This is a genomic window from Planctopirus sp. SH287, from assembly GCF_056500625.1.
The window spans coordinates 2,097,604-2,117,141 of the sequence record NZ_CM151403.1; the positions used below are offsets into that span (position 1 = coordinate 2,097,604).

The 19,538-nt window shown below is 60.0% G+C and carries 17 protein-coding genes; all 17 read left to right on the plus strand.

Annotated features, from left to right (window positions below; translation table 11 throughout):
- Nucleotides 1-126: 126 nt before the first annotated feature.
- The 17 genes from SH287x_RS08000 to SH287x_RS08080 all read left to right on the plus strand — a co-directional run bounded on the left by SH287x_RS08000 (nt 127) and on the right by SH287x_RS08080 (nt 19,530).
- Nucleotides 127-339, plus strand: a complete 213-nt coding sequence (locus tag SH287x_RS08000) for a hypothetical protein (RefSeq protein WP_479518142.1) — start codon at nt 127-129, stop codon at nt 337-339.
- Entirely contained in the window at nt 339-1,916 is a 1,578-nt protein-coding gene (locus SH287x_RS08005; RefSeq protein ID WP_479518143.1) for a phage portal protein, read from the plus strand. Before SH287x_RS08000 ends, SH287x_RS08005 begins: the two co-directional genes overlap by 1 nt.
- Nucleotides 1,897-4,137, plus strand: coding sequence for a phage major capsid protein (locus SH287x_RS08010; RefSeq protein WP_479518144.1), 2,241 nt, complete (start codon nt 1,897-1,899; stop codon nt 4,135-4,137). Before SH287x_RS08005 ends, SH287x_RS08010 begins: the two co-directional genes overlap by 20 nt.
- A 130-nt stretch (nt 4,138-4,267) precedes the next feature.
- Nucleotides 4,268-4,603, plus strand: a complete 336-nt coding sequence (locus SH287x_RS08015) for a capsid cement protein (protein WP_479518145.1) — start codon at nt 4,268-4,270, stop codon at nt 4,601-4,603.
- 119 nt (nt 4,604-4,722) lie between these two features.
- Nucleotides 4,723-5,118 carry a hypothetical protein gene (locus SH287x_RS08020; RefSeq protein WP_479518147.1) on the plus strand — a complete coding sequence of 132 codons (396 nt, stop codon included), beginning with the start codon at nt 4,723-4,725 and terminating at the stop codon, nt 5,116-5,118.
- On the plus strand, nt 5,115-6,443 hold the full coding sequence (locus SH287x_RS08025; protein WP_479518148.1) for a hypothetical protein: 1,329 nt from the start codon (nt 5,115-5,117) through the stop codon (nt 6,441-6,443). The genes SH287x_RS08020 and SH287x_RS08025 overlap by 4 nt, the downstream gene beginning before the upstream one ends.
- A 68-nt stretch (nt 6,444-6,511) precedes the next feature.
- Nucleotides 6,512-7,795: a hypothetical protein gene (locus SH287x_RS08030; protein ID WP_479518149.1), complete on the plus strand. Its 1,284-nt coding sequence runs from the start codon at nt 6,512-6,514 to the stop codon at nt 7,793-7,795.
- Nucleotides 7,758-8,108, plus strand: coding sequence for a hypothetical protein (locus SH287x_RS08035; protein ID WP_479518150.1), 351 nt, complete (start codon nt 7,758-7,760; stop codon nt 8,106-8,108). Before SH287x_RS08030 ends, SH287x_RS08035 begins: the two co-directional genes overlap by 38 nt.
- Nucleotides 8,042-9,151, plus strand: coding sequence for a hypothetical protein (locus SH287x_RS08040; protein WP_479518151.1), 1,110 nt, complete (start codon nt 8,042-8,044; stop codon nt 9,149-9,151). The genes SH287x_RS08035 and SH287x_RS08040 overlap by 67 nt, the downstream gene beginning before the upstream one ends.
- Nucleotides 9,151-10,119: a phage tail tube protein gene (locus SH287x_RS08045; protein ID WP_479518152.1), complete on the plus strand. Its 969-nt coding sequence runs from the start codon at nt 9,151-9,153 to the stop codon at nt 10,117-10,119. The genes SH287x_RS08040 and SH287x_RS08045 overlap by 1 nt, the downstream gene beginning before the upstream one ends.
- Nucleotides 10,119-10,562, plus strand: a complete 444-nt coding sequence (locus tag SH287x_RS08050; protein ID WP_479518153.1) for a hypothetical protein — start codon at nt 10,119-10,121, stop codon at nt 10,560-10,562. Before SH287x_RS08045 ends, SH287x_RS08050 begins: the two co-directional genes overlap by 1 nt.
- A gap of 11 nt (nt 10,563-10,573) precedes the next feature.
- Nucleotides 10,574-11,002, plus strand: coding sequence for a hypothetical protein (locus SH287x_RS08055; protein WP_479518154.1), 429 nt, complete (start codon nt 10,574-10,576; stop codon nt 11,000-11,002).
- A gap of 32 nt (nt 11,003-11,034) precedes the next feature.
- Entirely contained in the window at nt 11,035-11,181 is a 147-nt protein-coding gene (locus SH287x_RS08060; RefSeq protein WP_479514559.1) for a hypothetical protein, read from the plus strand.
- Between the two features lie 4 nt (nt 11,182-11,185).
- Nucleotides 11,186-14,149 carry a hypothetical protein gene (locus SH287x_RS08065; RefSeq protein WP_479518156.1) on the plus strand — a complete coding sequence of 988 codons (2,964 nt, stop codon included), beginning with the start codon at nt 11,186-11,188 and terminating at the stop codon, nt 14,147-14,149.
- Complete coding sequence (locus SH287x_RS08070) at nt 14,146-16,044, plus strand: hypothetical protein (protein WP_479518157.1); 1,899 nt, start codon at nt 14,146-14,148, stop codon at nt 16,042-16,044. The genes SH287x_RS08065 and SH287x_RS08070 overlap by 4 nt, the downstream gene beginning before the upstream one ends.
- 1 nt (nt 16,045) lies before the next feature.
- The gene (locus tag SH287x_RS08075; protein ID WP_479518158.1) at nt 16,046-18,253 is read left to right on the plus strand and encodes a hypothetical protein; all 2,208 of its coding nucleotides are present in this window, start codon (nt 16,046-16,048) and stop codon (nt 18,251-18,253) included.
- 2 nt (nt 18,254-18,255) lie between these two features.
- Entirely contained in the window at nt 18,256-19,530 is a 1,275-nt protein-coding gene (locus SH287x_RS08080; protein WP_479518160.1) for a glycosyltransferase, read from the plus strand.
- The last annotated feature ends 8 nt before the right edge of the window (nt 19,531-19,538 follow it).

Below are 19,538 nucleotides of genomic sequence, written 5' to 3' on the forward strand. Positions count from 1 at the left end.
CCACATCTGGAACTTTCCCCCGTCATTTGGTGATTTCACACAAAATCGCTCTTCCTGAATCTCGCGCAAGCGCCACCTTCGAGACTCCCACGCCCGACCGGACGTAGAGCTCGCAAGGAAGCGAACATGCCCGACGAATTACCGGATCTCACTGACCGCATCGCCGAAGTCGTGCAGGGACCCGCACAGGCTTCGGATGCGGCGGGTGCTATGTCGCAGTTCAATCCCAAGGATTTGATTGAAGCGGATAAGTACCTGAGGCAGAAGAAGGCCTCCCGGACAAAGACCGGTGGCGTACGCTACATGCGGACGCGTCCCCCTGGACCGGGGGGCTGCTAATGGCTTCACTGCTCGATCAGTTCGGCCGACCGATGGCTTCCCGACATGCCGCTGCTCCTGCGGGGCGTCGGAGTGGGCCGGTGCGTCCCGTCCGTGCCCGTTACGACGTGGCCCAAACCACCGCCGACAATGAACGCCATTGGGCTTTGGCCGATGGGTTGTCGGCTGATGCGGCCAATAACCCGGGCGTGCGGCGGATGATCCGCAACCGGGCGCGTTACGAGGTGGCCAACAACAGCTACGCCCGGGGCATGACCCGCACGCTCGCCAATGATGTCATTGGCTCCGGGCCTCGCCTGCAGGTGAATCTGCGAAATAAACCCCTCGCCAAGCTGATCGAAAAAGTCTGGTCGACGTGGGCCAAAAAGATTCGCCTGGCCAGCAAGCTCTGGACGCTCCGCCTCGCTCAATGCCAGGACGGGGAAGGTTTCGGCGTGATGACCACGAATGAACGGATCCAGCATCCGGTCAAACTGGATCTCCGCACGTGCGAGGCCGAACTCTGCACCACGCCCTTCCTGAACCCGATGACCGATCATCGGGTGGACGGGATTGTCTTAGATAAGTCCGGCCGCGATCCGATTCAGTATCACTTCCTCAAACGGCATCCCGGCGACACGTTCGCCAACATGGCCGGGCCACTGGACTATTATTCGGTCGATCGCCGGTTTGTCGTCCATCTGTTCCGGGAAGAGCGGCCAGGCCAGCATCGGGGCATTCCCGAATTGCTTCCCGCTTTGCCGCTGTATGCGATCCTGAGACGGTACACGCTGGCCGTTCTGCGGGCAGCAGAAACGGTCGCTAACCACTCGGTGATCATGCAGACGAACGGTGTTCCTAATCAGGATTCCGACATTGCCGAGCTTGAGGACGATCCCCTGACACCGCTCGATCTGGAGAACGGTTCGATTGTCCATCTTCCTGAAGGCTGGGAAGCCTATCAGATCAAGGCCGAACAGCCGACCACCACCTATGGCGATTTCAAGAACTCGATCCTCTGCGAAATCGCCCGCTGTCTCAACATGCCTAAGAACGTCGCGCTGGGGGATTCTTCGGGATACAACTATTCCTCGGGCCGACTCGATCACCAGGTCTACTTCAAAGCCTGTGAAATGGATCGCGTCCGGATTGAGGAAGAAGCCTGCGATCGCATCTTTGAAGCATTCGTGGAAGAAGCCTGCCTGGTGGGCCTGTTCCCGATGTCTGTGTTCGAGATGCTCGAAGCCGGCCTGCTCGATCATGCGTGGCGTTGGGATCCTTATGAGGACATCGATCCCGAAAAGACCGCCAGCGCCCGACGCATGAACTTCGCCCAAGGCATGACCTCACTCGACATCGAGTATGCCAAGCAAGGGCTAGACGCCGACGTCGAGCTGCAACGCATGGCCGATCGGCTGGGCATCACAATGCCGGAATTGCATCAGTGCATCCTGCGAGAAATGTTCCCCGCCAGTGCCAGTGTGCTGGCTCCTCAAGCGGCTCCTCCTGCTGCACCAGCTCCGTCCCGGGCAGCTCGCCAGGCACCCACCAAGCCCACCGTGAAGCGAAAGGGACGCCGTGCCACAGCCGTTGCTTAAAAAGAGCAAGCCCGGGGCCACTGCCAGGAAGGCTCGCGTCAAGGCCGGGAATGTGGCCATACGCCTGCGTTCCGGAGAGCCCGCATTGATCAATGCCGCAGCTGGCAACAGCCAGCTGCCCACCTGCGAAATGCTCGCCTATACCGGCGACCTGCTCGACCTGGCGGAATTCGATCTGCCGGTGGTGGTCGATCTGGCCACGCTTAAAGTGAAGAAGCAAAAGCTTCCCCTGCTTTGCAACCACGATTTCCACTGCATCGTGGGGCACACCACGTCCATCAATATTTCGCCCACAGAGATCCGCCTCAAGGGTGTGATCAGTGGGGCGGGAGCCGCCGCAAAAGAAGTCCGTGATTCCGGACGCAACGGCTTCCCCTGGGAAGCCTCGATCGGTGCTCACAACACCTGGGACGGCATGGAAGAAATCGGCCCTGGCGAAACCGTGCAGGTCAACGGCCGCACGTTTTCAGGCCCGCTCTATGTGTCCCGTGGGGCACTGCTGTTTGAAACCAGTTTTGTGGCGTTGGGAGCCGACGAGGGCGGGGCCCAAGCGCGAGTGACAGGATCCGCTCTCAAGGCTCAAGGAAAGGAATCCCCAATGAAGCCGTTTAATGAATGGGTCGCTGCCATGGGTGTTGACCCAGAGACAGCCACCGAGCAACTGATGGCCACGCTGCAGGCTCAATACGACGCCGAAGTGGAAGCCAGCCTGGACAACGAAGACGTCAACGCCAACGCAACAGGGACTGAAAACGATTCCACTCTGAACGCTGAAGGGCAAACCGACGAAGAAGGCAAACCCGTCGTCAATGCTCGCAGCGGCCGCTCACGAAAGCCAGCCGTCAAAGACAAGACTGCTCCCGCACGAAAGCCAGCCATGGCTAAGCCTGCTGTGGTGCAGGCGACGGCTGCCAGCGTGGGTTCTCTGGAACGAGCCAACCGGGCGGCTGCCGCCAATGAAGTGCGTATCGAAAAGATCCGCATTTTGGCTGCCAAGTTTCCCAAGCTCCGGGCGAAAGCGATCCGCGACAACTGGTCTGCCGAGCAGACCGAGCTGGCGATTCTCCGAGCCGGACGTCCCCACGCTCCCAAGTCAAACTCTGGATCGGCAAACAAGATGAACCGCTTCACCATCATGGCGGCAGCCTTGTGCGGGACTCTCAAGCTGCAAGCCCGTGAGAAGCACTTCGACGAGAAGATCCTGGAAGCCTCTGATCGGGAATTCCGGCGGGGGATCGGCCTGCAGGAATTGATTCTTGAAGCCGCCTGGGCAAATGGCTACGACGGTCGCAAGTTCCGAGGGAACGAGCGAGTGGTCATGAAAGCCGCCTTCTCATCCAGCGAACTGTCGGGCATCTTCGCTGATGTGGCCAACAAGTTCATTCTGGAGGCCTACAACTTCGTCGAGCAGGAGTGGCGGAAGATCTCCACGATTACTCCGGTTTCCGACTTCAAGACGATTCACCGGTACCGGCTGGTCGACGATCTGGCTTTCGAGCAGATCGGGCCGAATGGCCACATTGCCCATGGCACGCTCGGCGATCAGGAATACACCAACAAGATCGACACTTACGCGAAAATCCTGCAGATCGACCGTCGAGACATCATTAACGATGATGCTGGGGCTTTGCAGAGTATTCCGAAGCTGCTCGGTCGTGGTGCCGCTCTGAAGCTGAACGAAGTCTTCTGGTCTGTGTTCAATGCGAACAGCGATTTCTTCAAGGCCGACAATGGCAACTTCCTTTCAGGAACTAACACCGCCTTGAGCCTCGACAGCATCACGCTGGCCGAGACCACGCTCTCGGAGAAGGAAGATTCCAAGACCAAGCAGACGCTGGGGATTGAGCCATCAATCATGCTGGTGCCTAAGGCACTGAAGACCGAAGCCGATGTGCTGATGACATCCGCGGAAGTTCGAGATACGACGGCCTCGAAAAAGTACGGCACATCGAACCCTCATAAGAGCAAGTTCGACGTGGTCTCCTCTTCCTATCTCGGCAAAACCAAATATGGCGGAACGTCCGCCAAGTGGTATCTGCTCGCTGATCCGAAGGACATCCCGACTGTGGAAGTCGCCTTCCTCGACGGTCAGGAGACGCCCACCGTGGAAGAAGTCGAAGCACTCCCCAGCCAGCTCGGCATCGTCCTGCGTGGTTATCACGACTGGGGCGTGGCCTTGCAGGATCCAAATGGCGGCCTAGCCATGAAGGGCATCGCCTAACCGTAAAACCCAGTGTGAAGGGGGAGCCGTGTTCGCTTCGGCGGCATGGCTCCCCCGCGAGGGGTGGGTTGTCGTTAGTGGGTTGTCAGCTTGAACCGTTTACCAATTCTCTTTCATAAGGCAAGAAGCCATGGAAGCTCTCTTTCGCCGGGGTAGTCCGGAATTCGTCCCCTATAAGTCAGCCACAGCCCGAGCTGCTGGTGAGGTGATTGTTGTGGGCAACAACACCCGCATCACTCATCGGGCTATTGCTGCCAACGAGCTCAGCAATGTGGCTGTGAATGGTGGGGTGTATCAGGTTCCCAAGGATGACAGCGATATCGCCGATGGGGCAACGCTGTACTGGAACGACACAACCAACCTGGCGACGACCACCGCCAGCACGCACAAGAAGATCGGCGTCGCAGTCGCGGCTGCCGGGACTGCTGCCACCACAGTGGAGTTGCTCCACCTGGCTGCCGCCTAAACCAACGCGGGGCGGACTCGGCATAGAAGAGTCGCCCCGACGATGCGCCCGGCGGACGGCACGAGAGCATGCCTCACGCCCTCCGCCGGGCTTTTTCTTTCACCCGTTTTTGAAAGTGGATGCCTGTGGCCAATCTCCTGAAATCCGCCCGCACCTGGCTGGCTCAGCAGCGTGAACTCCACGTTTCCGAGTCTGTCCTTTACTTGCGGGACGATCAGGAGATGCCGCTCCAGGCGATGATCACCAGCTCGGATCAGAAAGCCCTGGCGGCGTTCGGCCTGCTGGTGGAGTTCGACAGCGTCTTTTTCGTGGTGCGTTTCACCGCCCTGGAGAACGGGGGCTTGCCGTTTCTCCCGACCACCGGCGACCGGATCCAGCATGTGACGGGCGGCGTGCGACGCACGTTCCGCGTGCAGCTCCCCGAGGGATCCCAGCGGGAATACCAGTTCTGCGACGGCACCGGCCAGTCGCTCAAAATTCATACCATGCTTGTTTCGATGGAGCCTGTCACATGACATTGCCTCAATTCCCGACACCATCGCCGATGGTGAAATCGTTCTTGCTGGGCCTCTCCGGCGTGGTGATTGCCTACCTCAGTCAATGGCTCACCTCGACGGACTTCGGCATCTACACGCCCCTGGTCGCCGGCTTTGCGCCCGTGCTGGTGAACTACCTCACGAAGCTGCGAAACGGTGACAACAAAGATGGCGACGATGACACCTCCGATGGCGGAGTGGCACCTCATCCTGCGCCGGTCGATCCATTGGTTGATCTGCTGAAACAGATCTTTCCTGAAGCCCCTGCGGGTTCCTCATTGGCTTTTGCAACGCACCCGGCCAACCCCAACATGGCGGAAATGACGGTGATTCCCCCGCTCGAGTCGGAGCCAGATCTGATCATCAATCTTCCCGATGTGCCCACCAAGAGCTTCGCCGCGATGGAGGCGGTCGAGCTTGAGCGGGGTGCGGTTCTGCACCTGCCGGAAGGTTGGTATCCCGCACAGTCGCGACCCACTCCCGGTGGCGTGCCGTGTTACAGCCTGGTGAGAACAGCCCTGCTATTCTGCCTGTTGGCCACCGGCTGCCAGGACTCGTTCGGCCGTCCGCCGCGCGCCGTCATCACGGGGCCGACGCGGGGAGAGCCGGGGGAGTTTCTGGAGTTCAGCGCCAGAAGCTCCGAAGGCCAACCCCACCACGTCCGCTGGACGATCAGTCCCGAGCTTAAAGGCCGCAAGCAGCTCTCCAGCCCGGAGGCGGTCGACATCACCGCTGCCGGTTATCCGGGGACGTACATTCTCACGCTCTCGGTAAGCAACGCGTTCGGGGTCGATACGATCGCGAGACAGTATATCGTCGACGGCGAACAGCCCTTGCCGCCTCCGGCCCCGCAACCCGTGAAACCGGATCCCGTCCCGCCCAGCCCGACACCCACACCGAACCCGACGCCTACACCCGGCCCGGCTCCCCAGCCCGCGCCGATACCGCAACCCGATCCTCCGGTTCCTCTTCCCGTCCCGGTGAAGTCGTTCGGTGTGGCCGAGAAGCTGATCGCCGCGATCCGCACGATCCAGGTCGCGGATCGCGTAGCCACCTCGCAGCGGCTGGCGGGCGAAGCCAGCGCGGTGGCCGAAGCGATCAAAAACAAGACCATCACCAGCCCAACCGCGATCCTCACCCGCGCCTTGATTCCGGTCTCCCAGCTCCCCGCCGCCTGGCAACCCGCGAAGGACGTCCTCAAGACCGAGATCACCCGCCTGGCCGGGTCGGGCCAACTGATGACCCTCGAAAACTACGAAGGCCTCTTCCGGGAGATCGCTTCGGCCCTGGCCTCGATCACCTGATCAACGTCCCACGCCGTCCCTGATTCGTTTCGTCGTCTCCCGTTTCTGTCTCGTCTGGAGCTGCTTCCATGCCACGCAAGATTGCCAGAGACACCCTGCTGCGGATCCTCATCACCGTTCTGATGACGGCGCTGGGCTTCGCTTGCGTGGCGCTCGTCGTCTCGCCGCTCGCTCCGGTGGCCACCGGGGAGAACTGGGGCGTCGCCTCCTCGGCCCTGGAATCATTCCAGGAAGATCTCGCCAAGCATCCCCGGCTCTTCTCGGCGGCCGGCGACGACCCGGGCCGCGATCACGCCTCGGAGGACGTGCGGCTCTATCGGGCCGCGCTGTTCGTCGAGACGCCGAACAAGCCGTGGGGCCAGCAGTTCCAGACTGACTGGCAGGAGACTGGTGACTGCGTCAGCCAGGGCCTCAAGAATGCGATCCGCACCCGCATGTCCCTGATGGCCATGAAGGGTTTGCGAACCGCCATCGAACCATTCGCCCCATATCACTTCGGGGTTGCTCGCCAGATCGCCACCAAGACGTCCTGCCGCAGTGCCGGGGCAGATCCCACGGCCGCTATCCGGGGCTTTGAGAAGTACGGGACGATCACCGCCCAGGAGGCGGGCGTCCCCTACAGCGGAGCCTTGGCCGATCGATGGGGCTGTCAGGGGCCTCCCGCCGAACTCCTGGCGAAGGGCAAGTCCCGCGCGGGCCAGGCCCACCCCATTCGATCGGTCGAGGAACTCTGCGAAGCGATCACCAACGGTTACCCCTGCACCTGGACGACCTGGTCGAAGCCGTTGGGCTACGACCAGCGGGATGGCCGCCATGTGGTCAACCGCTGGGGATCATGGGCGCATCAGATGTGTTTCGTGGGCTACGACGGCAAGCGCGGCACCACTTCCGATCGCCGGTACTTCCTCGTGTGGAATTCCCACGGGGCGGATCCGGATTCCAGCAAACATCCCCTGCCGCTCGACGACGAACCTCCCGGCTCGTTCTGGGTCTCGTGGGCCGACATGGATCGTCTCATCAAGTCGGGCAACGTGATCTATGCCGTGTCCGACGTCTCTGGTTTCGAGGCAGACGGCGATATCGGCCCGACCCTCGATCGTCTCCTGTCCCTCAGAAAGGATTCTGAAAATGTGCGCGTACAAACTGCTGCTCGGCCTGGTGTTCACGTTGGTCCTCATCCTGTTGGCGGGGATCGCCTTCCCGGTGCAGGCGTTCGGCCAGGAGCCATTGAAGGACAAGCCTGGCCTTCAATGCGACCTCTCGGTGCTGGCGATGCTCGACGCCCCTGGCGTGAGTGCGAACGCGACCGGCGGCGTGAGCAGCTCCGCGTTCACTCCGTTGCCGCCGCTTGATCTGTCGGTTCTTGCGCCGCTGGAAGCTCCGGCTGCCGGGCCGCTCGACTTGTCGGTGCTGGCGATGCTCGACGCTTCTCCCGCCCAACCGAAGCCTGCTCCGGCACCGCCGGTGACCGTGCCGTCCCCTCCTGTCCAGCGTCCGACCTTGCCGGCAGCTCCTCCGGTTCTTCCTCCGGTGCCTCCCGCCCGGCTGCCGCAACCGGCGCTGTATCCGATGCCCACCCCGGCCTGCCGGAATGGCCAATGCCTGCAGCCTGCGACACTGATGAATCTCTCCCCCAAAGAACGGAAACGGCTCGGCCGCAACTGAGGCAGCCAGGCCGCCGAGAAGCAGAAAAGCTGAGAAGCCGAGAAGCGGAAAAGCCAAAAAGCAGAAAGCCCCCCATCATGCCTGACAATTCCCGCATCAACACCGCCATCAACTCCCTGCTGATGCAGCTCAACACGCCACCGGCGGGGGGCTGGGAACTGTCGTTTGATGCCGACCGCCGGCATGTCGATCTCCAGAGCCTGGCGGGACTGACCACGCCGACCATCCTGTTCGATCCGGAGGACTGGCAGGAAGTCGGTCGCACATCGGATCGGGCATTGGAACAGTACACCGTCCGGGTGGTGCTCGCCGTGCGGGTCACCAAGACCACAGATCCGCTGATTGAGCTGCTCGACCGCCTGGCCGAGCAGCTCCGCGATTGGCTCGCTGACCGGGAAGTGACCGGCGGCCGGGTGCTCGACATCGAGCAGCCGGAGATCGTCCATCGCGAGCAGCTCCGCACTCCCGGGGTGTACGTCACCAGTTTCGCCCTCACGGTCGAGTTATTGGCTGGGGCGTCTGCTTCCATTGAACTCCCCTCGCCCGCTTCGCTGCTCACCCAGGCCCGGCTGGCGATCTGGGACGCGATTGACCATTGGGACTGGCCCGCGGGCTTCGAGTGGAACCGGTTGTTCAAGAGTGATGCCGACACCGAAGAGCTACTCCTGCGGGGGACGCCCTCGTTATCGGAATTCCCGGCCATCGCCGTCGAGTGGGCGGCTCCGTTCAGTGTCGAGCAGATCCTGAACGTGCTGCAGAAGTGTCCGTTCTCTCTGCGAATCACGCTCTGGCTGCCGGCGGGATCTTTGACGCTCGCCGAATATCTCGGTGATCAGCTCATACAGGCCATCTGCCGCTGTGCGCCAGAGGGGAGCACAGTGCCTTATGTCCGCCGGGTGACCGGTCATCTGCCGGAACCGCTCGGGCCGTTTCAGATTTCGGGGGTGACCTTGCCCGGCACCCCGAGCCGCCAGGCCCTTAAGGTCACGCTCACCATCGTGTTGCCTGTTTACCTCGATTACTTCCATGGAGGGAGTTCCTGATGCCTGCCGATATTCAAATTCTGACCGGTAACGAATCATTTCTGGCCCTCGTCGACGAAACCACCTGGGCGGATTACCCCGGTTCCCCGACACTGATCCACGTTCCCGTCGATACGTATGACGTCGAATATGTGGCCGAATCCCGCAACGCAACCCCTTACGCCGGCTCCCGTCAGCGGCAACATGGGCGGCGGTTCAGAGGCCTGCCTTCGGGCAACCTCAACACTAATTTGTTTGGGTTCCGCCAGGCGGAAGGGCTGCCCAGTCTGGCCGAGTACCTGCTCACCTGGGCGTTTGCCAACCCGGAAGCCAAGTTTCGCGCCTCAAAGTCCGGGAACTGGTATGAAGGCCTCAACGTCGATAACCAGCGACACCGAGGCCTGCGTGTCAATCAGGCCACTCTCGCAGGACAAGAGGGTGGCCCGATCACACTGGCTCTGGCGTTGATGGGCCGCGATCAGCAGGGACAATCCACGGTCGGTGCGGCTCCCACTGTGCCGTTCGATCGGAAGAAGCTGATCGAGTTTCAGTTCGGGCCAGACTGCACACTCACACTGGGCGGTGCCACCGTTCCGTTTGGTGGGTTCAACCTGGTCACTAACCACAACCTGATCACGTCTTATCTCAACAGCGATGTGCCGCTGTCGATGCCTTCCGGCGACACAGTCGAAACCGTCACATTTAACCCGCCAAAAATCACCAACACCTGGTCAGAGGCCATCCTTGATCTGAACCCCGAAGAACAGGAGGTCGAAGCCGAACTGGTACTCAAAGGCTTGCATATGGGCACCGGCGAAGAGTCCACGGACTGGACGCAAATCACGATCACTCTGCCGCGATTGTTTTTGAGAACCGCCAAGACCGCCCGTCAGCGGGGCATTCTCCAGCAGCCGTTAGAGTTCGACATTTTGAAGCCACAATCGTCGGGAGTGAACGGCATCACGTTCGCTTACGAAGACGTGGCCTGATGACCACTGAGCTGAGACCCGAAGAATTGCACCGCGAGTTGTCGACACTGAGTCGCCAGCTGGATCGTTCGCTGTCGGCCTCGATCAACGAGATTGCCCAACTGTTGATTGAGTTCGCGAAAGAGGAATTCGAGAGCCTCGGTCATTCGGGTCGAGGCCGATCAGGTCTGCGGTGGCAACCCCTGAAGCGGCCTCGCAGAGGGCCAATCGGTGTGATCACCGGGGAGCTGAAACGTTCGGTCAAGCTCGCGGTGAAAAACAAGCGTGTCCGTAAAACCGCCTCTGTCCATTACACGGCCCTCGCGGCCCGGTTCTTTGAGCGGCACCGAAAGCTCCTGCCCGACCGCATCCCGCCCGCCTGGGCCGCACAAATCAACGCTTTACTGGAAACCCAGCTCACGAAGTTTGAGGACGTTCTTCGGCAACGCGGGCTGATTGATTAAGGAATGGTTCCATGTCGTTTGTATTGAATCTCGATATCCCTACCGAAATCACCTTGCCGGTGACTTCACCGGAAGGGGAATTTGAACTGATCATCCGCAAGCCCACGTTCGCGGAATCGTTGCGGCAGGATTCCCTATTGTCGTCACTCGCTGATGATCCTGATGGCCATCACTTCGCCGCGCTGATTGCGTTGCGGGCTTCCTTAGTCACTGGCTGGAAGGGTGTGAAGACACCCAAACCGGCGGAGTCTCTGGGAGTGGGCGAAAGCCCGCGTGATGTGCTCATCGATCTGGAGTTCAGTGCCAAGCGATTCCAGCAGTTGCTCTTGGTCAGTGCGGAATCCTTCCGCCAGTTTTCCGTCGCCACGTCGGAACTGCTCCAGGGCCGCACGCCGGGGGAGTCCGGCGCCTCGCCCGCCAATGGCTCCACGGCCGCCTGAGTTCCCCCAGTCTCGACCGCCTGGCCGCTCTGATGAGATCGAGCGGCCTGCGGAAGAAACTGGGCATCAGCCTGCGGGAGTTTGAGGCCTTGCCGTTGGCAGTGGCTGAGGAATGGTTGGCTGTCTGGGAATTGATTGAGGAGGCAGCGGCCAAGCAGCCTGGCCATCAGGAGGATTAGATTTATGGCGATGGTGTTGACTTACACTCTCAATAACCAGGTGAGCGGCCCGCTCGGAGAGATCGAGCAAAGTGCCACGAGGGCGGAAGCGTCCCAACAACGTCTGGAAAAGGCCAGCGGTGGGCTGTCACAGGCCATGCTGGAGCAGGCAGCGACGTTTGCCAAAACTGGCACCGCCATTGCCAGTACGTATTATTCCGCCGAGATCTATGCCGCAGCCGCCACGGCTCAGCGCAAGGTCGCCGAGCAACTGACCGCCGCGAATGCCCGCCAGCTCACCACCTGGACGGGGTTACGATCGCAGCTCGATGAAAACACCGTGCGATTGACACGTCTGGGGATGCAGACCGAAAAAGCCGTCGAGAGCACGGGCCGTCTCATTGCCCGCACGGCCCAGTTGACCGAAGCCCGGGCCAAACTCAGTGCTTCCGTGCGGTCGAGTGCCATTAACACAGTGCGTGGAGCGAGAGCCGCCAGTAAGGCGATTGGCAACAGCAACACCGCCCGGTTTGCGCGGGGCGCTGTCCGTGTGGGCGCCAAAGGCGCGGGAGCCGTTGGCAGAGTGGCGGGGCGTGCCGGCCTGGGTACCGGTGCACTTCGCACAGGTGCCGGCGTGGCTCTCAAGGTGGTCGACAAAGCATTGCCAGCGGCGTTGCTGCTCAGCACGGCCATCAAAGGCTTGAGCGCGGTGATGGCTCGCACCGGCAAAACCTTTGAACAGTCCAGCAAGGCGACCGATGAGCAACGCCGCAAGTTTGAAGACCTTAAGCGGGAATCAACGGAACTGGGGGTGAGCCTGGAAACGCTGGCCAAGCGGAAAGGGATCGACCTGGCCGACGATCTGGCCGTGAAGGTCGAAAGCAATCTCGACCGCATCAACAAGGGCTATCGGGAGGTGGGCAAGACGGCCACCACCGAATTCGGACGGATTGGCAGTGCGGCCAGTGCCCTCGTGTCCGGATTGAATCCTCTCCCTTCGATGTATGACCGGATCAACAAGGAAGCCACCAAGTGGGCACGCTATCAGGTCGAGGGGCTGAATGAGACGTCACGCCTCACGAAGGAAGGCGTGTGGGGCTTTCAGTCACTCTTCGTCTCCATCACGGGAGGAAGTGGGGAAGCCTACATCGCCGAACAACGGCGGCTCGACCAGATGGGCCGCATGACCGAGCGTATGGGAAAACTGAAGGAGTTGACCAGAGAAACCTACGCGGAAATTCGCAAGGTCAATGAAGAGGCGGAGAAGGACAAAAAGGACGCCAAAGAAACGAAGCGCATCGGAGAACTAAAGACGGTTTCTGACGTGGTGGGAGAGCGCGACAAACTCAATCAGAAAATGGTCGAGCAGACGGAATTGCAGGCCCGCCTTGACCTGGACGCACAGGATTCCAGCCTGTCACCAGAGCAAAAAGACAAGAACCGGCGGGCACAGGAAAAGCTCAACGAAGAACGCATTGATACGGCCACTTACGAAAAGCGAATCGGTCAACTTCAGTCTCGTGAAGACACGCTGACGGGAAAGGATGAAGCGACCGAAAAGGCCAAAGTCAACGAGAAGATTGACCGGTCGCGCATCGCGAACGAGGGACTGTTAACGGAAGCTCTGATTTCCCGTCGCGGGCTACTGGAACAAGAGCTGGAACTGGTCGAGTCCCGAGGCCGTCACGAGATCGAAATTGCCAAGGCACGCGGAGCTTCTGAGCGGGAACTGCACGAACTGGAAATGAGTTCTTCGCAGCGAGTCCACGCCGAGAAGCAGCGCATGATTCAGGTGGAGTGGCAAGAGAAAGCGGCCCTCATTGACCAGGAGGAAGACCGCCTGAAGGGTCAATTGAAGCGGGAGAATCTGACACGTGAAGAGACTGATTCACTCAATGAGCAGCTTAGAGCCATCGAAACTGACCGACTCAAAGCCACGGTCGAATTGCGGCAGTCGTTGGCCAAAGATGAGGCCGAATTTCGGATTGAGCAGGAACGGCGGGTGGCCGCTGAAGCCACTCGCATTGCAGCGGATCAACACGCCGCCGGTGAGGTGTTGCGTAAGCATGAAATCGAATTGGCAACCACTTCGAGAAAGAACGAATTTGAGGCTGATATCAAGCTGTTGGAAACCATAGGGGAACGCCGCGCCGAACAAGCCTCGCCGATATGGCAGGGTCAAGACCAGGAAAAGCTGGCAGCCATCCGCAAGATGTTTGCAGAACAGGAGCGGGATCGCTTCCGTGAGGAGGATCGAGCCGCCGAGGAGTTGTTCCGGCGTAAGAAGGAGTTCATCCAGCAGGAGTCAGACCTGCGACTGAAACTGGCCAAAGACGCCACGGAAGCGGCAGAGGAAACGGCCAAGCGTCAAATGGAAATGACGGAGGCGGTGGCTGCCTTTTCGGTCAGCGAAACCGCCCGAAAACTGGCGAGAGAAAAAGAGCTGGAAGAGTGGGCGGTCAAGGCCAACGCGAAGAACAAAGAGGCTGCTGAAAAACGGCTGAAGGATGTGGCGAAATTTGATCCTGCGCAGGCATTGGCCAGACAAGATCCGAACGCAGTCCGCAAGCAGCTCCGCAATCGCGCCGGACTCATCGCCGGGGAGCGTTTCGACAAGGCCAACGCCGGCAAAATGAAGGGGGCTGACGGCATGGCCAAGAAGCGGCTGGCGGCTCAACGCAAGCGGGCCGTGGCGGCTGCTCAGCGGGAAGCCGTCGTGAAGGATCAACAGGGGAAGACTGACCCTGTTCAAAAAGTTGCCGCGCAACGTGACCTGATCCAAGGCCAGATTGACGCCATGCGCAAGAGCAAGCAGCTATCGGAAGACGAAATCAACGTGATTGAAGAGGGCATCCGGGCACAGACGGAAATGCTGCAAGCCAACGAAGCCTTTTCGGCACGTCTGGCGAAGCTGGAAGACGCTCAGAAAACCATCGTTCAGGGAGCCGCTGCACAGCGTCAAGCGGCCCAGCGGAGGAGCACGCGATGACTGTGCGGATGCAGACACAAGCCGAGCCGTTTGGCGAATTCACTGAACTCGACCTGCAAGATTTGGCGTTATCCAATCTAAAGTTGCAGATCAGTTATGAGCATGCGGCCCGGCTTACCTTTTCTGTGGTGGCACCCCAGCACACGCAGCCAATCGAGTATTGGTTCGTCCGTCTCTGGCTCGAGGGAGAGACCATCCGGGGATCGGCTCAATCGGCTGCCAACCCCCTCTTTGAAGGGTTCGTGGAGAGCATTCAGCCGGTCGAGAGCAACCGCATCGACTATGAATGCTTTGATTCCACCTATCGCGTGACCAAAGAAGTCGTGGTGTTTAATGCACCCTGGGAACCGGGAAATCCCAGCGAGGGGCAATGGCCTTATCCGACAATCGGCGCGTTGCCGAGGTTGGTCTATAATTGCAAGAACGACGCAGACGACGATTACGCGCACAGCGTCGGCAGTGATGGCACTGTGGGTCAGATTCTGGCCGGTGTGCTGGAATACAGTTACCACCCATTAGTGTGGCGCAACGCAGCCCCTGGGGATGGCACCGTCGAAGCGGCAGAGATGCCGTTTGTCGATGCTGATCTGGCCCCGTTTGACTTCAAGCCGCAACAGAAGCTGGTGTTCCAATCCGAGGGGATCCGATCAGCGTTAGAGCGGGTCAGGCAGTTTGATCCTCGCATGCGCATGTTGTTCGAGCCGGGTAGTCGCAAGTGGCGATTCATTAAGATTGACGCCTCGCCCGAGGTGACGTTGCGTCTTAACGATCCCGCCGTCACGTTCCCCGTGCTGTCGATGCAACTCCAATCGTCCATTGAAGAGTGTCATTCGGCTGTGAGGGTCTACGGCCCCGAGACGAACACGCTGGAAGTGTTTCACTGGACTCTGCCCGCCGAAGACGACATTGACCCGCCAGTGAATTCACTCATGCCGTTGGGTGATCCGGTGAATCTCCAGACATGGGGCGACAGTTCCGGATATCACACCGAACAGGCTTGGCACCGCTGGCAGATCATCCCAGCGGTGAAACGTCGCGGGGCAGCTCTCCTGCCCGAGTATATCACGATCCCCGTGGGCCCCTATCAATTCAACAACGTGAAGCGGCCTGTGATTCAGGTGTCGTATAATCGCGGCGGTTCCTGGGTGACGGTCGAAAGTGTGTGGTTCGATTTCTTGAACGGCATTGCGACGTTCCAGGGGACGTTGCCCTATTACCAGCATCCGACCGCCCGACCGGGCACGACTCAGACGGTCTACGCACCGTCTGCCGTGCGCATCATCTGGGCACCGTACGCCCCCTGCCTCGAAGTTCGCGTGCCGGAATCGGGCTGGGAGGGGACGGTCTTCACTTCAGCGGGGTTGACTCGTGAGCTTCAGGAGTACAGCGAGTTTTTATCCACCGGCAAAGAGTGGGGAACCCCCGTCACCACTGCCGCCCGCCTGGAGCAGTTCCGTAAGTACGCAAGATCCGTTCTGGATGAGCAGAAGGACATTGTCTGGGTGGGTGGTGTCACTCTGGACGGTCTGGATTTCTCGTTTGCTGGCCTGAATCGTCGCGTCTCCATGACCAGTGGCAACGGGGCTGGTGGCACGATGGCTACCGGCTGGGAGCAAATTAAAGCCGTCGTCACAGACGTTGAATACGACCTATCCCAAGGTCTGACTTCGATCACCTTTTCAGGCGACTGGGCCGAATTGCTGGGGCAAGATCCTGCCGAGTTGCGGGAACGCCTCAAGATCCGGGCTTTAGAGCAAGTGACACTCTACGCCGGTCAGACGCTCACGTTCGATTTGTTCAAGACCTTCAAGGGTTACAAGGTGCGTGAAGTGGTGGGCGTGACGCATCACAGCCGGATTGCGTACCTCGACCCAGAAACTGGGATGGAGCAGTAAAATGACGACGCCATTCCGGACATCCATGCAGGAGCTAAATGCCCTCAGACAAGATGTGGAGATTGCGAAAGTCGATATCGAACGGCTCTGGCGCAATCTCCGGCGCCAAAGCGAAGGCGTGCCGGTCGGCGGGCCATGGCCACCGGTCAATTTCACCGGCCCGTGGGAGCCGGAGGAGCCTGTTACGAGCTTGTGTGAGGATCTGGCATCTGAGGGTTGCTACATCCTTGATGCCACGGAATTTACAGGCAGCCATGCACTACTAAACGGCTTGTACATCCTCACGAACTCAGGGGGGGAAGGGGAACTAGCCAACTGTTTCTTCGCTACGACGCCGCATATCGCTTATGCGTGGCTCCGAGGCACCGCGTCTTTTGGTCAGTACGCGGGGTCTGAGGTTTATCGGCTGCGACTGCAACACACGCACGGCGACCTCACAGTGGATTATCTGGCGGAACGACCGATTGAAGACGCGGGCACCATTGTATTGACCCGAGATGGCGACAATTCCGAAGCGCCGGACACAATCACACTGATAGCGGGAGAGTGCCAGGAGGAGTGCCACAATCCTTGTCTGGACTGTTGGGAAATCGAGATCAGCGGGGCACCGGAAAGTGCGTACAACGGCGTGTTCCCGCTCTACCTCTCCGACGATGAATGCCACAACGTCAGCGCCTATAGTTACAATTGGATCGTGGATGGCGTCCCTGCTGGAAATGTGACTCTGAATCTCCATCCTGGAGATGGCCATGACATGGTCTCCTGGTATGTGATCTTAGGTGCGTTTGCTGCTTACCCCTTTTATAACGGCGCGTTCCAGTCGGGATTTATCAAGAAATCATATATTTGCAATCGCGACCACGTAATCCCCTGGTATGCGCTTGACGAATCGTGGTCTGACACTGTCGTCACACTGCGCCGCATTGATTGTGATGGCACAGGATCAGACACCGGCAGTGGCTCAGATAGCGGTACCGGTTCAGACTCGGGCACAGGCAGTGACTCAGGCACAGGCTCTGATACTGGCTCTGGTTCGGATTCGGGGACTGGCTCAGATTCTGGCACAGGCTGCGAGACTGAGGAGCGCTGGACATGGCTGGCCGAAGACAACATGTGGAACAGCGGTGACGGCTTCTGTCCCGAGGGTTGCCGAGCCTGCCCGCCAGATCGTGTGGGAGCCTATGACGGCGAAGTGGCCTACACACCCTGCACACAGCCTTACATGGAGGAATGCCCGCCGCTCGAAACTGGCAGCGGGAGTGAATCGGAAACCGGCAGCGGCTCAGACACCGGCTCTGGCTCAGACTCTGGCACCGGCTCAGAGACCGGCACTGGCACCGGCCCGACGTGCGTGTCAACTCAGGCGTGGGAATGGAATGGCTACTCGGAACCTGGTCACTGGGATCAATGGGGGTCATCGCCCTGCTGGTCGATTGAATCCGGCTGCGATGCCTGCCCGCCTGATTACGACGGAGAATACACCGGCCAATACGCGGAAACGCCATGCCAGCCCATGCCGCTGGATTGCGACGGCACCGGCTCAGAGTCGGGCACTGGCAGTGAATCAGAGACCGGATCTGGAACCGAATCGGAGACCGGCTCAGGCACCGGCACCGGCCCTTGCGATTGCGCGCCCGGCACACCTTCCGAAATCGTGCTCACTACACCGTCTGAAGGGTCGCATGTGTTGACCTGGAATGGGTCATTATGGGCTGACGGGGAAGGACGTTTTTCTGTTGGTTGCGCTGAATCGAACTTCTGGGCATTCGACAACTACACCTGGGATGAGGTGCTATTCGAGACGCTCCCCGGAAGCAACGAAGACTGGAGCATTGAAGGCGAATGCGCTGGCAGCGGCTCAGAGACGGGATCCGGTTCAGATTCCGGCACGGGTAGCGAGTCTGAAACTGGTTCCGGGAGTGAGAGCGAAACCGGATCGGGGACAGGAGAAGCAACGCCCTGCTTTTACGAAATTCTCAGCTTCACGGTCTACGGCCCACTGTACCCCGAGGGAGCGAACTTCACGTGGGGGGATGGCTTCCACGGGATGGCATACTACTGCGAGGCTGAGCCGGCCACCTATATCAGCTGTGGCGTCGGCGACAGCCTCATTCTTAAATACGTCGGCGTTGGTGACGTATTTATCGACATCATGGGCGACATGGGCGGCGGCTATTACGCCGGTGCTGATTATTATACATGGATATAGAGATGACACCAAAACTCACCATCGGCATTCCGACTTGCTGCGATTACAAACGCCTCTGGCACACGCTGGCGGGGCTGCATAAAGACCGCCTCGCGCTGGGCGTGGTCGATGACGTGGAGCTGCTGTGCGTGGACAATTCATTGACCATCCCGGACAAAGTACGTGGCCAGAAACATGCCAGCAAAGCGAAAGAGCGGATGACCGAGTTGCCCCACGCCCGCTACGTAGAGTTCGTCGAAGCCGCGGGCACGGCCCCCACCAAGAATGAAGTCTTGCGTCAGGCCAGCGGCGACTGGGTGTTGTGCCTGGACTCGCACTGTGAACTGCCACCGCGCGTGCTGGAACGCATCCTCTCCTGGATCGACGCGAACCCGCTCAACGATGACATCCATCACGCGATGGAACTCCATCTGCGAATGGTCAACGCCGACGGAACGCCCGCCGTGGTGTGCAGCCATCGCACCGAGCGCTGGGGAGCCGATGGCAATTTCGGCGTCTGCACGGCGGCACCTCACACGCTCGCTGCGGACGCCCAGCCGTATAAGGTAGCCACCGCCGGTTGCGGGTTCTTTCTGGTACGCCGCGAATCATGGTTAGGCTTCCATCCCGACTGCCGAGGCTGGGGCGGTGAAGAGCATTACATTCAGGAAAAGTACCGGCAAGCGGGCCGTCATGCGTGGGTGCATCCCGAGTTTCAATACGTCCACCAGTACGGCGATGTGGACGGCTCACCCTATGCCGGCAAAGACTTCACCACCAAAGCCAGAAACGCCCTACTGGGCTATAAAGAACTGGGCTATCCAGAACTCAATGGCATCAAAGCCGCCCACGTCCAGCCCCGGAGAATGAGCGAACAGCAATGGGCAGACCTGATCAAAGAACTGGCCATCGTGGAGCGAGGCCGGGGCAAAGATCCGCTCATGCCGAAGCCACTGACAACCCAGCGCGTCATCCCCCAGCCCTCCAGCCTGATCAGCAAACCATTGATGCCGGGCGAGAAAGAACTGCTGGAGTCCTTCCCGTGTCCCTTCCGTGGCCGCCAGTCCGGGCAGATCTTGTGCAACATCGGCTGCCCGAGCATGAAGACCCAGGCTGTCACCACGTTCGACTGCCGGAAACACGGCCTGGTGATCTTAGGAAAACGCCGGTCAGATCTGACCAACTGCCTCACCTGCCAGACACAGGATGCCCCGGAAGTCAATCAGTCCCACCGCCCGAAACCACCACGCCCTAAGCCGGCTCCTCAGCCTGGTGAGCGGAGAGCCAGCCAAGGGTGATTCCACGC

Coding starts and splice junctions, on each gene's coding strand:
- SH287x_RS08000 (WP_479518142.1), top strand. CDS start 127: ATGCCCGACGAATTACCGGATCTCACTGACCGCATCGCCGAAGTCGTG.
- SH287x_RS08020 (WP_479518147.1), top strand. CDS start 4,723: ATGCCTGTGGCCAATCTCCTGAAATCCGCCCGCACCTGGCTGGCTCAG.
- SH287x_RS08065 (WP_479518156.1), top strand. CDS start 11,186: ATGGCGATGGTGTTGACTTACACTCTCAATAACCAGGTGAGCGGCCCG.
- SH287x_RS08040 (WP_479518151.1), top strand. CDS start 8,042: ATGCCTGCAGCCTGCGACACTGATGAATCTCTCCCCCAAAGAACGGAA.
- SH287x_RS08080 (WP_479518160.1), top strand. CDS start 18,256: ATGACACCAAAACTCACCATCGGCATTCCGACTTGCTGCGATTACAAA.
- SH287x_RS08060 (WP_479514559.1), top strand. CDS start 11,035: ATGAGATCGAGCGGCCTGCGGAAGAAACTGGGCATCAGCCTGCGGGAG.
- SH287x_RS08005 (WP_479518143.1), top strand. CDS start 339: ATGGCTTCACTGCTCGATCAGTTCGGCCGACCGATGGCTTCCCGACAT.
- SH287x_RS08050 (WP_479518153.1), top strand. CDS start 10,119: ATGACCACTGAGCTGAGACCCGAAGAATTGCACCGCGAGTTGTCGACA.
- SH287x_RS08070 (WP_479518157.1), top strand. CDS start 14,146: ATGACTGTGCGGATGCAGACACAAGCCGAGCCGTTTGGCGAATTCACT.
- SH287x_RS08055 (WP_479518154.1), top strand. CDS start 10,574: ATGTCGTTTGTATTGAATCTCGATATCCCTACCGAAATCACCTTGCCG.
- SH287x_RS08015 (WP_479518145.1), top strand. CDS start 4,268: ATGGAAGCTCTCTTTCGCCGGGGTAGTCCGGAATTCGTCCCCTATAAG.
- SH287x_RS08025 (WP_479518148.1), top strand. CDS start 5,115: ATGACATTGCCTCAATTCCCGACACCATCGCCGATGGTGAAATCGTTC.
- SH287x_RS08075 (WP_479518158.1), top strand. CDS start 16,046: ATGACGACGCCATTCCGGACATCCATGCAGGAGCTAAATGCCCTCAGA.
- SH287x_RS08045 (WP_479518152.1), top strand. CDS start 9,151: ATGCCTGCCGATATTCAAATTCTGACCGGTAACGAATCATTTCTGGCC.
- SH287x_RS08030 (WP_479518149.1), top strand. CDS start 6,512: ATGCCACGCAAGATTGCCAGAGACACCCTGCTGCGGATCCTCATCACC.